15 protein-coding genes and 1 pseudogene are annotated in these 14870 nt (G+C 40.7%); 11 read left to right on the top strand and 5 right to left on the bottom strand.

Annotated features, from left to right (window positions below; all coding sequences use genetic code 11):
• Positions 1-63: 63 nt before the first annotated feature.
• The 6 genes from FTT94_RS10270 (at position 64) to FTT94_RS10295 (ending at position 7085) form a co-directional block, all read left to right on the top strand.
• Positions 64-1779: an AAA family ATPase gene (locus tag FTT94_RS10270; protein ID WP_180007354.1), complete on the top strand. Its 1716-nt coding sequence runs from the start codon at positions 64-66 to the stop codon at positions 1777-1779.
• Between the two features lie 148 nt (positions 1780-1927).
• Positions 1928-2914, top strand: a complete 987-nt coding sequence (locus FTT94_RS10275) for an ion transporter (RefSeq protein ID WP_180007353.1) — start codon at positions 1928-1930, stop codon at positions 2912-2914.
• Between the two features lie 181 nt (positions 2915-3095).
• Positions 3096-4016, top strand: a complete 921-nt coding sequence (locus FTT94_RS10280; RefSeq protein WP_078189020.1) for a LysR family transcriptional regulator — start codon at positions 3096-3098, stop codon at positions 4014-4016.
• 69 nt (positions 4017-4085) lie between these two features.
• The gene (locus FTT94_RS10285; RefSeq protein ID WP_227591810.1) at positions 4086-4352 is read left to right on the top strand and encodes a gamma-glutamylcyclotransferase family protein; all 267 of its coding nucleotides are present in this window, start codon (positions 4086-4088) and stop codon (positions 4350-4352) included.
• A 250-nt stretch (positions 4353-4602) separates the two neighbouring features.
• Positions 4603-5613, top strand: coding sequence for a sensor domain-containing diguanylate cyclase (locus FTT94_RS10290; protein WP_180170748.1), 1011 nt, complete (start codon positions 4603-4605; stop codon positions 5611-5613).
• A 305-nt stretch (positions 5614-5918) separates the two neighbouring features.
• Positions 5919-7085, top strand: a complete 1167-nt coding sequence (locus tag FTT94_RS10295) for a CynX/NimT family MFS transporter (RefSeq protein WP_257223272.1) — start codon at positions 5919-5921, stop codon at positions 7083-7085.
• Positions 7086-7117: 32 nt separating this feature from the next.
• On the opposite strand, the gene FTT94_RS10300 is transcribed toward FTT94_RS10295, so the two are convergent.
• Positions 7118-7573 carry a DUF441 domain-containing protein gene (locus FTT94_RS10300; protein ID WP_111885075.1) on the bottom strand — a complete coding sequence of 152 codons (456 nt, stop codon included), beginning with the start codon at positions 7571-7573 and terminating at the stop codon, positions 7118-7120.
• A gap of 151 nt (positions 7574-7724) precedes the next feature.
• Here FTT94_RS10300 and FTT94_RS10305 point away from each other — a divergent pair, with 151 nt between their 5' ends.
• On the top strand, positions 7725-8444 hold the full coding sequence (locus FTT94_RS10305) for a pseudouridine synthase (protein ID WP_180106225.1): 720 nt from the start codon (positions 7725-7727) through the stop codon (positions 8442-8444).
• 138 nt (positions 8445-8582) lie between these two features.
• Here the strand turns inward: FTT94_RS10305 and FTT94_RS10310 are convergent, their stop codons facing one another.
• The 3 genes from FTT94_RS10310 to FTT94_RS10320 all read right to left on the bottom strand — a co-directional run bounded on the left by FTT94_RS10310 (position 8583) and on the right by FTT94_RS10320 (position 10490).
• On the bottom strand, positions 8583-9026 hold the full coding sequence (locus FTT94_RS10310; RefSeq protein WP_168378877.1) for a GNAT family N-acetyltransferase: 444 nt from the start codon (positions 9024-9026) through the stop codon (positions 8583-8585).
• Between the two features lie 98 nt (positions 9027-9124).
• Entirely contained in the window at positions 9125-9472 is a 348-nt protein-coding gene (locus tag FTT94_RS10315; RefSeq protein WP_078189014.1) for a type II toxin-antitoxin system RelB/DinJ family antitoxin, read from the bottom strand.
• 112 nt (positions 9473-9584) lie between these two features.
• On the bottom strand, positions 9585-10490 hold the full coding sequence (locus FTT94_RS10320; RefSeq protein WP_180170749.1) for a pseudouridine synthase: 906 nt from the start codon (positions 10488-10490) through the stop codon (positions 9585-9587).
• A 135-nt stretch (positions 10491-10625) separates the two neighbouring features.
• Here FTT94_RS10320 and tsaE point away from each other — a divergent pair, with 135 nt between their 5' ends.
• The 4 genes from tsaE (at position 10626) to hfq (ending at position 14657) form a co-directional block, all read left to right on the top strand.
• Complete coding sequence (gene tsaE / locus FTT94_RS10325; protein WP_180170750.1) at positions 10626-11105, top strand: tRNA (adenosine(37)-N6)-threonylcarbamoyltransferase complex ATPase subunit type 1 TsaE; 480 nt, start codon at positions 10626-10628, stop codon at positions 11103-11105.
• Positions 11095-13107, top strand: a complete 2013-nt coding sequence (gene mutL, locus FTT94_RS10330; protein WP_180026933.1) for a DNA mismatch repair endonuclease MutL — start codon at positions 11095-11097, stop codon at positions 13105-13107. Before tsaE ends, mutL begins: the two co-directional genes overlap by 11 nt.
• A gap of 6 nt (positions 13108-13113) precedes the next feature.
• The gene (miaA, locus tag FTT94_RS10335) at positions 13114-14058 is read left to right on the top strand and encodes a tRNA (adenosine(37)-N6)-dimethylallyltransferase MiaA (protein ID WP_180007346.1); all 945 of its coding nucleotides are present in this window, start codon (positions 13114-13116) and stop codon (positions 14056-14058) included.
• Between the two features lie 92 nt (positions 14059-14150).
• The gene (gene hfq / locus FTT94_RS10340; protein WP_180170751.1) at positions 14151-14657 is read left to right on the top strand and encodes an RNA chaperone Hfq; all 507 of its coding nucleotides are present in this window, start codon (positions 14151-14153) and stop codon (positions 14655-14657) included.
• 103 nt (positions 14658-14760) lie between these two features.
• Here hfq and FTT94_RS10345 read toward each other — a convergent pair.
• Positions 14761-14870, bottom strand: a pseudogene (locus FTT94_RS10345) (IS5/IS1182 family transposase); the annotation flags it as partial.

The following is a 14870-nucleotide window of genomic DNA, read 5'->3' on the forward strand; positions in this document are numbered from 1 at the left end:
GTGCGCTTAACTTTTGAGTCAAAAATCGTTAGGCTATAGCCGTTCTTTTACGGTATAGGTCTTATGAAACAAGAAACTGCACTCAAGCTGCTCAAAGCAGGCGAAAATGTGTTTTTAACAGGTTCGGCTGGTGCAGGTAAAACTTATACTTTAAATCAGTACATCAATTATCTAAAAGCGCGCAAAGTGCCGGTGGCAATTACGGCTTCTACAGGGATTGCTGCAACCCATATGAATGGCATGACAATTCATACATGGGCAGGGATTGGGATTAAAGATGCGATTTCCGAAGATGAGTTAAAGCGCTTAAAAGAACGTAAATATTTAAAAGAGCATTTGGAAAATGCCCAAGTTTTAATCATCGATGAAATTTCGATGTTGCATGCCAAGCAATTAAACTTGGTGAATAAAGTTTTAAAATTTTTTAAAGACAGTGAAGATGCTTTTGGGGGGATTCAAGTCATTGTTGCAGGTGACTTCTTCCAGTTACCCCCTGTGGGACGCAAAGGTGAATTAAACCGTGACAAGTTTTGCTTTATGTCTGAGGCATGGGTAGAAGCGAAGTTTCGCGTGTGTTATTTGACCGAACAACATCGTCAGGGTAATGACTATCTCAATGATATTCTAAATGCGATTCGTGCTCAGCAAATTACTGGCGATCATTTGCATGCTTTAAGGCAGACAAGTTCACAAAATATAGGTGAAACCTTTACGCGCTTGTATACCCATAATATGGATGTAGATAGTATTAACTATAAACATCTAAATGAAATTGAGCAAGAATCTCGCCAGTTTGATGCCCAATGTGATGGTAATGATAAACTGATCGAAACCTTAAAATCTTCAGTGCGTGCGCCGGAAACTTTGACCTTAAAGAAAAATGCCAAAGTGATGTTTGTAAAAAACAACTTTGACGTGGGCTATATCAATGGCAGCCTCGGTGAAGTGATAGGTTTTGAAGAAGATGATGAATATGGCATCTTGCCTAAAGTAAAACTTACGGACGGCACGACCTTGGTGGTCGAACCTGAAACATGGTCTGTCGATAATGATGATGGTAAAACCATTGCCAGTTTCCAACAAATTCCACTGCGTTTGGCCTGGGCGATCACCATTCATAAATCTCAAGGGATGACCCTTGCAGCGGCTGAAATTAACTTAACGCATACTTTTGAGAAAGGTCAGGGTTATGTGGCATTGTCGCGTTTAAAAACATTAGATGGTCTGCGTTTACTTGGTTTTAATGAACAAGCCTTAGAACTCGACAGTTTGGCTATTAAAGCCGATCGACGTTTTCAGGAGCTCTCTGACGAAGCGGAAACCAATTTTGCAGAGGCCGATTTAACCGTACAACATAAAGCCTTTATTCGTCACTGTGGCGGAACGCTGAATGAAGTGGAAATCGAGCGCAATGAAAAGAAAATTGCCAAAACTGGTGTGAAACAAAGCTTTGCCACAGCGACTTTAGATCAAACTCGTGAGTTGTTTGAGGAAGGTTATGAAATTCAAGATATTGCTGTGGAGCGTGGTTTAACACCAGCTACGATTATTAATCATTTGGCTCGTCTGCAAAAAGAGCAAGGTTTGGATATCTCGGTGGCACATCCGGGAGAAGATGTGGTTGAGCAGGTGCGTAAAATCTATAAACGTTTGGCGAAACGACAAGACCCAGCACATTATAATGATGATGGCACGGTTAAGTTGCGTCCAATTGTGGAGTTAACCAGTCCACGCATGGGATATGACCAAGTTCGTTTGGCTTTATTATTTGTGGAATAATGGATATATGGTGCATACGAAAAATACTGATGAATAAAGTGTGGTTAATATCGTTCAATAGATTTAACAGTAGACTGTCTAAAGGATTCGTATTTTTCCTAAGCGATGGTTTACACTGTAGCAAGTTAATTTGCTAACGATTTGAATTATGACTTTTAGTGCATGGTATTCACTGCGTAAATTTGTCTATAACAATTTACATAATGATGATTATGAAACTAAATTTAGTCATTTTCTCAACTATGCTTTGATATTGCTGATTTTAGGTAATGCTGCTGCGGTTTTACTCGAATCGGTCAATGATATTTATTTGTCTTATCAAGTTTACTTTGATTTTTTTGAAAATTTTTCAATCATTGTATTTAGTGTTGAATACGTATTGAGGCTTTGGTCGATTGCAGATAAAGACCCATTTTACTCCGCTTGGCGTAATCGTTTGAATTGGGTAAAAAGTGGTGGCGCAATTATTGATTTATTGGCAATTTTACCTGCATATCTAAATTTCTTTGTCCATTTTGATTTGCGTTTTTTACGTATTTTACGATTACTGCGTTTATTAAAATTAACTCGATATTTTGTGTCGTTGCAAATTTTGTTACGTGTCATTGAACGTGAAAAAGGTTCATTTCAAGCTGTTGTTTTTATTTTATTTATTATGATTATTATGGCCGCAGCTGGGGTGTATTTAGTTGAGAGTAAAGCACAGCCAGAGGTCTTTAGTTCTATTCCTGCGTCCATGTGGTGGGCTGTTGTTACTTTAACGACGGTCGGTTATGGCGATGTAACACCGATAACCCCTGTTGGGCGGATATTAGGTGCAATGATTACGATATTAGGGGTTGGCTTGGCAGCATTGCCAGCAGGTATTTTAGCCAATGGTTTGGCACATGAATTGGAGCAACGCAAACAACAATTAGAACTCAGTTTTCGTGAGTTGATTCAAAATCGTGAAATTGATTTTGTACTTGAGCCTGAAAAAATCGAAGAAATCCGAAAAACAGTGGGTTTAACCCGTGAGCAAACACAGGATATTATTTGGCAATTGTTACGTGAGCAAAAAGAGGAATCATTAAAGCAGGAGCGTGAGCAGTATGCATATTGCCCGCATTGTGGAAAAAAATTACCTGATTTGTAATGTGAAAAAAACACATTAGCTAAAGATGATTCAGTAAAACTTGATGAAGTATATTCATGTGAATAAAAAATAGTTAAATAAAATTTATGATGAATATGATTCATAAATATCATGATATGATAAATATAATTTAAAAATACTGATTTTCAGCTCATTCAGTATGTCGTTTGTGGAACTCATTATGTTGGAATTACGCCATCTCAAAACATTATTGGCACTCAGAGAACATGGTTCTTTGGTCGCTGCATCTAATGATCTGTGTTTAACGCCTTCTGCGCTTTCACATCAGTTGAAAGAGCTTGATCATTGGTATGGGGTAGAGGTGGTGAACCGACGCACACGTCCTGTGACCTTTTCGAATGTTGGGCAACGTTTACTACGCCTTGCCGATGACATTTTGCCGCAAGTTCAAATTGCGCAATCGGACATTACACGTATTGTGCATGGTCAAACCGGCCGAATTATTTTTTCTTCTGAATGTCATAGTTGCTTTGACTGGCTCATGCCGTTATTGAATGTCTACCGTCAACAATACCCCGATGTAGATTTAGACTTTGCCTCTGGCTTTGAAGCCAATCCGCATGAACTATTACAAACGGGCGAGTTTGATCTTCTGATTACGGCAGATCCGATCAATTTAAAAGGTGTGGAATATTTCCCTATCTTTGAATATGAGTCTCGTTTGGTACTGTCAAATACGCATCCATTGGTTCGTGCAACAAATGTGACTGTTCAAGAATTAGCAGAAGAAACGCTTATTACCTATCCGGTCGATAAACATCGTTTAGATATCATGGCGAAATTATTTTTACCGGCCAATATTCAGCCTAAACACGTCCGTACCACAGATTTGACCCAGATGCTGATTCAGTTGGTTGCAAGTGGTCGTGGTATTGCGGCATTACCAGATTGGGTGGTAAATGAATATGAACAAAAAGGTTGGGTGACCTCTCGACGTTTAGATTGTGTTTCACCTGAAGGTTTAAGACGGACATTGTACGCCGGTTATCGTACCGAAGAGGCTGAAAAAAGCTATTTTGAAGGCTTCCTAAAACAGTTGGCCAAATTCTCACAAAAACGCAATCAATATTATTCCAACTAAGGAGGAGCTATGACTCAGAGTCTTTTTGTATACGGGACATGACGTCTAGGTCAGCCCAATGCACACGTGATGGAGCGTATTGGTGGCGAGTGGAAGAAAGGTGTAGTTTGGGGTGAATTAGAACATAAAGGCTGGGGTGCGGCGATGGGCAGTCCGGGTATTCGTTTATCGAAGGCAGGTCAAGCCATTGAAGGCTATGTTTTTATCTCTGAAAACTTAGCCGCACATTGGGCGGCTTTAGATGAATTTGAAGGGGCTGAATATCAACGTGTGGCTGTCGATGTGCAATTGGAAGGCGGAGAATGGATGCAGAGTGAAATTTACGCCTTGAAATAATATTGAGGGGAGAGTCGTAAAATACGTGGGTCATCCATACATCATGACTTTCCCTAACCTTCGAAATATTTATCGATGATTCTGCTTGCTCTGTTTTTTCCTTGAGTGCTTTTTTTTAAGAGCAGTATTTGAAAGAGTTGTATCTAAAGTGCTTGAATGAACAGAAATCACTTTAAGATTGCTATACAAGTGGATGAATAATTTTTAGAATTGAGCTGTATCTCATACTGAACACTGTTTGAACTCAATCATGCCGAATACTATAGAACCCTCACCAACTCAACTCATGTCTGTGATTCAAACGCAGACAGCTATTGCCAAACTGGGTTTAGATCTAAATGCAGTGATGACCGTGGTCGCAGAACAGGCGCAGCAGATTACACATGCTAAAGGTGCAGTTGTAGAGTTGGCTGAAGATGGTGATATGGTCTATCGTGCAGTGTCTGGTGGGGCGAGCCATTTACTAGGTTTAAGACTACATATTGAAAACAGCTTATCAGGTCTATGTATTGCACAAAAACAAACACTGTATTGCCAAGATTCGGAAAAAGATGCACGGGTAGATCGCGTGGCATGTCAACGTGTTGGATTGCGTTCGATGGCAGTAGTGCCATTGATTCACTGTGATGAAGGTGTCGGTGTTTTAAAGATTTACTCTGATCAAGTCGATGCCTTTCAGGAAGCTGATTTACATATATTGAGTTTGATGTCTGAGTTGATCGCTGCGGCGATGTACCATGCGACACGTTTCGGTGCGACAGAGTTATATAAATTGGCGACTCAAGATAGCTTAACAGGCTTAGCCAATCGGGCTTTGTTTGTCGACTTTTTGCGCCAAGGGATAGAAAAAGCACGTGCGCAGAAAAAAGTGCTAGGTATCTTGATGATTGATATGGATGGTCTGAAGCCGATTAATGATCAGTTTGGACATCGCATTGGGGATGCTGCACTGAAAGAAATTGCACAGCGCATTTTGCGTGAAACACGTCAAGATGACTTGGTTGCACGCTTGGGTGGTGATGAATTTGCTGTGATTTTAACCAATATTGCCAACTTAGAGCGTGCGCAAACGGCGATGAATCGAATCGCAGAAAGTTGCGGACTGCCATTTGCATTCGAGCAAATGAGCTTGAAAATTGGTGCCAGTATTGGCATGGCTTTATTTCCAGAGGATGCCGAATCCATCGATCAATTGGTCGAAATGGCAGACTTGAAAATGTACGCCAATAAGCGTGAACGGAAACAAGTAAATATTGAATAACTCACTGCTTAAATAATTCACTAATTGTTATGCAGGTGAATTCCTTCACTACCGCCAAATTATTGAAAGTATCAGAAAAAACATTTTTGATGGGAATACGTGTTGTCTCAAACAATTGCAGATGACATCACGGAATATCATTGTTTAATTTAAATCAAAGTGCGCTTAGCATGTGACGGTGCAAGATGATTAAATAATTGAAAAATCATCTAAGGTCATTTGTTTTTTGACTCAAAATAATATTTTGAATTGTTAAGCTGTGCACTATTGCATGGCGAAAAGAGCATGACAATTCAATGAAAGGGATGTCAAAAGATTTATTCATTATTGCGGCAGGTTTTGTTGCTGCAATGCATATCGGGAAATTACCGCCCGCAATACCTGTATTACAACAGCAACTTGGTATTAGCTTTATTCAGTCTGGTTTATTGCTCTCACTAGTACAGGGTGCAGGAATGTGCTTTGCATTGTTGATTGGTAGTTATATCCAAAAAATTGGATTTAAACTGTGTATCTTATTGGGCTTAAGTCTATTGACGATAGCAAGTGCATGGGGGAGCTTTGCACAAAGCTTTGATGTCTTGTTGCTACTGCGTGTCATAGAAGGATTTGGCTTCTTATTGGTGACACTCACAGGGCCTGCATTTATCCGTCAGCTTGTACCGCTACAGCACATCAGCGCAAAGATGGGACTGTGGAGTGCTTATATGGGCGGAGGTATGGGCATAGCCTTATTGGTTGCGCCATTTCTAATTGCTCAATATGGTTGGAGTGTGGTTTGGCTCAGTTTCGCTATGATTACTGCAGCATTACTACTCTGTATCGCTATGTTTATTCCTCAGCCTAATGTGGCACTGAATACAACACCTATTATTGGTCTCATTAGAGATACTTTGAAACATCCTGCAGCATGGCTTTTGGCGCTCATTTTTGGGACATATGCAGGGCAGTGGTTTGCATTGGTGGGCTTCTTACCGATGATTTATGCGCAAAATCAAATTTCAGCAGAGCTGGCGGGTGCTTTAACAGCCAGTGTTGCCGTTGCGAATGCTGTGGGCACATGGGGTTGCGGACTGTTATTACAGCGTGGTTTTCAAGCTAAAACTTTAGTCCAACTGGGTTTTGCTGTTTTGATCATTTGCTCCTTAGGGTTTTATCTCTCTAAAGATGCGTTACCGTTTTTACTGCAATATTTAACGGTGTTTAGTTTTTCGCTTTTTGGAGGCTTAGTTGCTGCGACGGTTTTTGCGCAAGCACTACATTTTGCACCTTATCCTGCGGCAATTAGTACGACGGTCGGCATGATTTTACAATGCTCTGCCATATCACAATTTGTTCTGCCACCTGTGATTGCCACTGTGGTTTCACAAACTGGAGCGTGGTTTTGGGCGGGGATCTTGATGTCAGCATTATCATTCGTTGGAATCATGCTTAGTCGACGTTTATTTCAAATGCAGCATGGCTCAAATTAAAATTTTGTTAAACCGCTATGTCAGCAACAGCCTTATTGTTTAATCCCAATCAGTAGCGACAAGATGCCTGCTGCAATGAGTGGGCCGACAGGTACACCGCGCAGCATCGCAACACCTGCGACTGTCCCAATCAATAGCCCGGCAACCACATCTGGCTGATTTGACATCAGTTTGACACCACGTCCGCCTAGCCATGCGACAAAGATGCCAATGGCGATTGCGACGAGGGATTTCCAACTTAAAAAGGATTTTAAAATCGAATCACCAGGAATTTTTCCGCTAGCGATCGGCGTGAGTACCCCAATGGTTAAAATAATAATGCCAATGTTTAAGCCATATTGTTGCAGATAGGGGAAAAATTCACTTAAAGGCGTGATGCGGAAAACAATCAAGACACCTGCTGCTATGGTGATCGCTGTATTGTGGCTAAAGATGCCACAAGCCAATAACACCAATAACACGATCAGATTTAAATCCAACTGAGACATAGGATATTCGTGAGAAACTTCAATAAATAATCAATAGTGTAGCGCAGAAACATTAAAAACTGGCGTTCAAGATCATTTCCGCTATTTTTCCTGCAAGTTGGCTCGTGGTTCAGTATAAAATAGCAATATATGGTGTTTATTAGGTTGTTCTATGTTTTTGGAAAAAATGCTGCAATCACAAGGTTTTGGTTCGCGTAAATATTGCCAACAGTTGATTAAAAATGGTGCGGTCGAAATACACGGTGAGATTGTAGATAATCCAAAGCAAAAACTGGACTTGAATGATTTAACTTACAGTGTGCATGGTCAGGACTATGTCTATCGTGAGCATATCTATATTGCGTTAAATAAACCCCAAGGTTATGAATGTTCGCATCAGGCAACCCATCATTTTAGTGTTTTTGAATTATTTGATGATGTGCTGTTAAATCGTGGTCTGCAATGCGTCGGGCGACTGGATCAAGACACCACGGGACTGTTGCTGCTCACGGATGATGGTCAATATCTACAAGCGCTTACACACCCTAAAAAGCATGTTGCCAAAGTGTATTCGATGCATACCGCAGATCCTGTGACGCCTGAGCAAATACAACAATTAGAACAAGGCGTGGAGCTTCGAAACGAAAAAGGCATCTTCGCTGCAACCGATGTACAGCTATTGGCTTCACAGCAATTACAAATGACTGTCCATCAAGGGGTCTATCATCAAGTAAAGCGGATGTTGGCGGCTGTCGGTAATAAAGTTGAAACTTTACATCGAGCTCAAATTGGACAATTAAAGCTTGAAGATCTCGCTGAGGGTGAATGGATTTATTTGAATGCAGCGCAAATTGAACAATCGAAATTTCGTGAAAATCTAAATCCACAGTAATGGGTATTGGGCTTTGATACGTCATCATTTGAAGGATGAATGTGCGGTATTAAAGCCCCTTAATATGTCTGCTATCTACTGATCGAAAGATTCGTTTCTAATATGCGTTGATGATGTATTTTAATGCCGAGCAAGGCATTAGCGAATAAAGTAATGATAAGTTTGAAATTCATCATCTTTAATGAAGCCCATCGATTCATAGAGCTGATGCGAGTGATAGTTATTTTTTTGAGTTTCGAGGCTGATTCGAAGCGCACCTTCATGTTGTGCAAAGAGAACAGCGGTATCGATCAATTGTTTGGCTGAACCCTGACGACGATATACAGGGCTGACATAGACATCATCTAAAATATAGTAGGTTGAACAAGCCACAGATGAAAAGCCCAAATATAGTAAGATAAACCCAGTAATCACATCATCTTTTAAGCAAATAAAAATTACGCTTTCATTATTTTCAAAACGTTGTCTTAGAAATTTATATGAAATATCAAGATTAGAAGAGGTGCCATAAAATTGGCGATATTCATCAAATAAAACAGCAAGTGGATGAAGGTCTGCTTCTGTTGCGCGTCGAACGATCATTTTTTTCTATACTCCCTGCTATTTTTATCAGTCTTGCATGAAGCATATCGAATTTTCGAAATTGGTTGATTTATAAATTGTTTATAAATGCGACAGTGTTAAGTTTTGTCACCTTCACCCAAAATTGCATTGAGCTCTTCAAACAAGTCGAGATGATCATCATCTAATAATGGATCATTATTTAAAATTTCTAATTCCGCAGGGCTAATTTCAGTGGTTGAAATGGCTTGAGCTTCTTGTTGTTTTAATTTACGTAACTTAATCAATTGTTCAATATTGATATTTTGGTTTTCAATAGAGAAGGGGATCGATTTGGTTAAAACAACTTGTTTAAAGAATAGACGTACAGCCTGTGCAGGTGTAATGCCTAATTGCTTAAACACGGCAAAGGCCTGTTTCTTTTCCTGTGAATCGAGGCGGATTTGGTAGACTTCAGTTTTTCTCATATTCTTAGAAAGCTTTAAAATACTTAACTTTTCGCATTTATTCTAATCAAAACTGTTATAAATTCAAGAAAGTTTGGCAGTATTTTATCAATTTAATGTAATGACAATAGATTTACAGTGTCAATTCATAGGCAGAACTGAATTGAAAAGCCTGCTCTGTCACAGGATCGATAAACTCAAGCTGTTTCGCAAGTAGTTGTAAAGGTTGGCTGAAATCGTCATCTGCCTTATGTTGTACTACTGGATAAAAGGGGTCATTTTGAATTGGAATGCCCAAAGCATTTAAATGCACACGAAGTTGGTGTTGCTTGCCGGTATGCGGCTTTAATTCATACTTGGCATGGTTTCCATGCTGCTGGAGGAGCTGTATAAAGGTTTCACTATTAGGCTCACCATCTACTAGTTGCATTGTATAAAAAGGTTGACCTTTTTCCATACGATAGCGAGTTGTCATCGGGAAATTTAACTCATCTCGATAAGCTGCAATGGCTTGATAGGTTTTTTGAACTTGGCGCGTGGCAAACATCTGTTGATACAGCCCACGGCTTTCAACACATTTGGAAAACAGCACCACGCCTGCAGTTTCACGGTCTAAACGATGAATCGGCGTTAGCTGTTCAAGCTGCGTTTGCTTTTTGAGTCGAACCAATAAGGTTTCTTGTACATACTGACCGGTTGGACTCATGGTGAGAAAATGTGGTTTATCGGCCACAATGAAATGATCATTTTCAAATAAAATCTGATGTTCAAAAGGAACATGGATTTCATGCGCTAAGAATCGATAATAATAAACATGACGATTGGCTTCAAAAGGACTGTCTAGTGTTAAAACGTCACCATTTGCGGCATAGACCAATCCATCCTTAAATCGTTGTTGCCACTCTGCTGCTAGGATATGAGGAAATTGCTCACACAAATATGCATAGACGGTAGAGGCATGTGTGTGTTGACCGTCAAGGAAGACTTTGCTGGCATTGACACCATTGATCATCGGGGGGGTAAATTCAAAACTGTGCATGAAGAAAGATCTAAAAACTGAGCAAATAAAGCAGAGAACACATCATGAAAAATGCTCAATCTGTAGTGTGAACATATCCATTTTAGCCAGTGCGATGCTATCATATTTAATTCTTATGTACATGTTGTGAGTAATATGCAGTATTCATTCAGTCTGGAACTTAATAGTGAAGTCGATACCCAAAACTTAGCTACCGTACTGGCGACGCATTTTACGACGGGTGTAGCGTATTTAATTGGTGACTTGGGTGCAGGAAAGACCACGTTAACACGTTATTTTTTACAACACTTGGGTCATCAAGGTGCGGTAAAAAGTCCAACCTATACATTGGTTGAACCTTACAATATTCAAGGACAAGATATTTTTCATTTTGATTTATATCGTCTGAATGACCCCTATGAGCTTGAACTTATGGGCATCCGTGATTATTTAGAAACGCCGAACGCCCTATTTTTATTTGAATGGCCATCAAAAGGGGGCGACGAAATCCCTGCGGCTGATTTAATTATTAATATTGAAAAGTCTGCGGATGAAACCACCCGTACAGCGACTTTAAGCTCTTCTTCAGAAACTTTGCAAAACGCTTTGGAGCAAAAATTTAACCATGCTGAATGAAATCAGTGCCCGCCGCATTCGAACGCTTGATCCTGCCTTAGCCAACCAAATTGCCGCAGGGGAAGTGATTGAACGTCCCGCTTCTGTGGTCAAAGAATTACTGGAAAATGCCATTGATGCAGGGGCGACTGAGCTGATTGTTCGTATTGAACAAGGCGGCAGTACACTGATTGAAATTATAGACAATGGTCGGGGCATCCACCCTGAAGATTTACCTTTGGCGGTCATGCGCCATGCCACCAGTAAAATCCAAACTGCTGAAGATTTACATGCCATTGTCAGTTTGGGCTTTCGTGGGGAAGCCTTGGCTTCGATCGCTGCGGTGTCTCGTTTGACACTGACCAGTAGCCAAAATGATGACGGTGTAGGCTATCAGGTCGAAGTAAATGGCACCGCATTTGATTCGCAAGAAATTCAGCCTGTGGCAGCGACGCAAGGCACAACCATCCGTGTGCAAGATTTATTTTTTAATGTACCTGCACGGCGTAAGTTCCTCAAAAAACCGGGGACTGAGTTTGGACATATCGAAGAAATTGTCCGTCGTTTAGCACTGACCCATTTTGATATACGTTTTGTCCTTGAGCATAACAATAGCATTAAGCTGAACTTGCCTATTGCAGATAGTGGTGCGCTGCGTTTTCAGCGGGTGCAACAATTATTAGGCCGTCAATTTACTGAAAATGCGTACTGGATGGATGCTGATAGCGTCAATATGCGTCTCAGTGGGTGGTTAGGTCATCCTTCAGATGCACGTGCGCAAGCCGATATGCAATATGTCTATGTGAATGGACGTATCGTAAAAGACAAGACAGTTTCACATGCACTTCGCATGGCCTATGACGGTATTTTGCATGGACATCAACATGCGGCTTATTTGTTATTTATGGAAGTTGATCCAGAAAATATCGATGTGAATGTGCATCCAACCAAGCATGAAATACGTTTTCTAAATCAACGTGAAGTACATGAGTTTGTGCGCCATTTTGCCAAATCGACTTTAGCGCAATTTCAAACCGCGACAGCCGAATTGTCATCTGCAATGAAACTCGACGGGCAGGCACATGAAAATATTATTCCGCAGCCGCGTCATCAGGAACAATTTTCATTACATCAATCTCAGCCAGTTGCAGAGCAAGGCTCAAATTTTGTCAGTCCAGAGATCTCAGGCGGACTCACTGACTTTAGTTCACCTGCAACAGTGCAATATGCTTCTAATCATGCGCCAACAGGGCAGGAAGCTTATACACAGCAATATTCAAATGCGTCGAACAATAGTGCTGGATATCAGTCAAATTTAGCGGGTTCCAGACAGCTCAATAATGCATTGCAAAGTTATTTGGCGCCTTTACGTCAAACTGAGTCGTTAAATGATCCGGATACCGCATTGGCTGAACATATTCAGCAGAAAGTCGATGAGCATCCTTTGGGGATTGCCATTGCGCAATTGCATGGTATTTATATTTTGGCCCAAAACACCGAAGGTTTAATCATTGTTGATATGCATGCGGCACATGAGCGCATTGTTTTGCAACAAATGAAAACTGCTTGGGATAAACCTGAGTTTTGGACATCGCAGCAATTGCTGATTCCTAAAGTCGTGAGCATCAGTAGGATGCAAGCGATGCGCGTCGATGAGCTCAAAGAACAATTGGCACGCCTAGGTTTAGAAATAGATCAATATGGCGATGAGCAAGTTATTGTCCGAGGTGTTCCTGCCATTTTGCATAAAGCAGACTTTGATGCGCTGATTCCAGATTTATTAAATGATTTAGACCCAAGTGATCAGGTTGCAGGGTTACTACAAAAGCGCGATCAAATATTGGCAGGCATGGCCTGTCACGGCGCTGTACGCGCACACCGTATTTTAAGTCTATCTGAAATGAATGCATTACTGCGTCAGATGGAACAAACTGAATTTGCCAGCCAATGTAACCATGGACGTCCGACGTGGCGTGCGTTTCCATTGGCACAGCTAGATAAACTTTTTGCTCGGGGAGAGTAGTTTTACATGTCAAATCAATTGCCGGTCATCAACTTAATGGGACCAACTGCAAGCGGTAAAACCGCCTTGGCATGTGAATTATACGAGCAAGGTGGATTCGAATTAATTTCTGTCGATTCTGCTTTGGTTTTTCAGGATATGGATATTGGTACGGCCAAGCCGAGTAAAGCTGAGTTGGAGAAATATCCACATCATTTGATTGATATTATCAGTCCGCTAGAAGTGTATTCGGCAGCGAACTTTGTGGAAGATGCGTGTGTGCTGATTGATGATATGCATGCACGAGGTAAAACACCGATATTAGTCGGTGGTACAATGTTGTATTACAAGGCTTTATTGGAAGGGTTGTCTTCAAATTTACCAAGTGCAGACTATGCCGTACGTGCTGAAATTGAAGCCAAAGCTGAGTCGCAAGGTTGGGATGCTGTATATGCAGAATTGTGCAATGTAGACCCATTGGCAGGTGAAAAATTTAAACCGAGTGATAAGCAACGAATTATCCGTGCGCTCGAAGTTTTTAAGTTAACCGGTAAACCCATTACTCAGTTACAAGCTGAGCAACCTAAAAACGTACCATACCGATACAATTTTCATAATTACGCATTATTGCCCGACCGATTAGAATTACATGAGCGTATAGCTCGACGTCTAAAAATAATGTGGGAAATTGGATTTTTAAATGAAGTGAAAGCTCTCATTGAAAAATACGATTTAGATGAAAATTTACCCTCTATGCGCTCAGTTGGATATCGTCAAGCTTTAGATTTTTTGAAAAATAGTGATCAAAGTAGCGAAAAACAGCGTGAAATGGAGGATAAGGCACTTTTTGCAACACGACAACTTGCAAAACGTCAATATACTTGGTTAAGATCTTTGCAAGAAACGCATAAATTTACTACATATTTAACTGCGCAGCAGGCTCAAGAAGACTTGCGAAAGTGCTACGGATAAAGCAAAATTTACAGACTACCTTTTTGATAATTTTTAATTGAAAAGTAAAGGTAGCTTTTGCGCTGATTTTTATTATTTTTTGGAGTTATAACATGTCTAAAGGTCAAACTTTACAAGATCCGTTCTTAAATTCTCTCCGTAAAGAACGTATTCCAGTGTCGATCTTCCTTGTAAACGGTATTAAATTGCAAGGTCATATTGAATCTTTCGACCAATACGTTGTTTTATTAAAAAATACTGTAAGCCAAATGGTTTACAAACACGCTATTTCAACTGTTGTTCCAGCACGTAACCCACGTCCTGCTGGTGCTCCTGCTGGTGCTCAAGGCGCTGCTGGCTTCGGTGGTCAACAAGGCGGCTTCGGTGGTCAAGGTGGCTTCGGTGGTCAAGGTGGCTTCGGTGGTCAAGGTGGCTTCGGTGGTCAAGGTGGCTTCGGTGGTCAAAGTGGCTTTGGTGGTCAAGGTGGCTTCGGTGGTCAAGGTGGCTTCGGTGGTCAAGGTGGCTTCGGCGGTCAAAGTGGCTTCGGCGGTCAAAATGCTGGTTTTGATGGCGAAACTAAATTTGAAGATGCTCAAGACGACGAAAACAACAATCGTTAATTGAGTTAAAAAAACCTCCCAAATGGGAGGTTTTTTTTGCCTATAAAAAGAGTAGATGGTTTAAATACTGGTTTTTTAATAATTACTAGATTTCTTTCATAAGTCATTTTTCACTCAGCTCCAAGTTATAAATTCCAGCAATTAGATTGAATCTTAATGCTAGTCTTTTGCCTCGATTGCGATATCGCTCAGCAAGAATTTTGAAGGTTTTCA

Source organism: Acinetobacter sp. YH12027 (assembly GCF_013420085.1).
Taxonomy (GTDB): Bacteria; Pseudomonadota; Gammaproteobacteria; order Pseudomonadales; family Moraxellaceae; genus Acinetobacter; species Acinetobacter amyesii.

Excerpts from the sequence above, each read along its gene's own strand:
- FTT94_RS10270 (WP_180007354.1), top strand. The coding sequence starts at position 64 with ATGAAACAAGAAACTGCACTCAAGCTGCTCAAAGCAGGCGAAAATGTG.
- FTT94_RS10275 (WP_180007353.1), top strand. The coding sequence starts at position 1,928 with ATGACTTTTAGTGCATGGTATTCACTGCGTAAATTTGTCTATAACAAT.
- FTT94_RS10280 (WP_078189020.1), top strand. The coding sequence starts at position 3,096 with ATGTTGGAATTACGCCATCTCAAAACATTATTGGCACTCAGAGAACAT.
- FTT94_RS10285 (WP_227591810.1), top strand. The coding sequence starts at position 4,086 with ATGGAGCGTATTGGTGGCGAGTGGAAGAAAGGTGTAGTTTGGGGTGAA.
- FTT94_RS10290 (WP_180170748.1), top strand. The coding sequence starts at position 4,603 with ATGCCGAATACTATAGAACCCTCACCAACTCAACTCATGTCTGTGATT.
- FTT94_RS10295 (WP_257223272.1), top strand. The coding sequence starts at position 5,919 with ATGTCAAAAGATTTATTCATTATTGCGGCAGGTTTTGTTGCTGCAATG.
- FTT94_RS10300 (WP_111885075.1), bottom strand. The coding sequence starts at position 7,573 with ATGTCTCAGTTGGATTTAAATCTGATCGTGTTATTGGTGTTATTGGCT.
- FTT94_RS10305 (WP_180106225.1), top strand. The coding sequence starts at position 7,725 with ATGTTTTTGGAAAAAATGCTGCAATCACAAGGTTTTGGTTCGCGTAAA.
- FTT94_RS10310 (WP_168378877.1), bottom strand. The coding sequence starts at position 9,026 with ATGATCGTTCGACGCGCAACAGAAGCAGACCTTCATCCACTTGCTGTT.
- FTT94_RS10315 (WP_078189014.1), bottom strand. The coding sequence starts at position 9,472 with ATGAGAAAAACTGAAGTCTACCAAATCCGCCTCGATTCACAGGAAAAG.
- FTT94_RS10320 (WP_180170749.1), bottom strand. The coding sequence starts at position 10,490 with ATGCACAGTTTTGAATTTACCCCCCCGATGATCAATGGTGTCAATGCC.
- tsaE (WP_180170750.1), top strand. The coding sequence starts at position 10,626 with ATGCAGTATTCATTCAGTCTGGAACTTAATAGTGAAGTCGATACCCAA.
- mutL (WP_180026933.1), top strand. The coding sequence starts at position 11,095 with ATGCTGAATGAAATCAGTGCCCGCCGCATTCGAACGCTTGATCCTGCC.
- miaA (WP_180007346.1), top strand. The coding sequence starts at position 13,114 with ATGTCAAATCAATTGCCGGTCATCAACTTAATGGGACCAACTGCAAGC.
- hfq (WP_180170751.1), top strand. The coding sequence starts at position 14,151 with ATGTCTAAAGGTCAAACTTTACAAGATCCGTTCTTAAATTCTCTCCGT.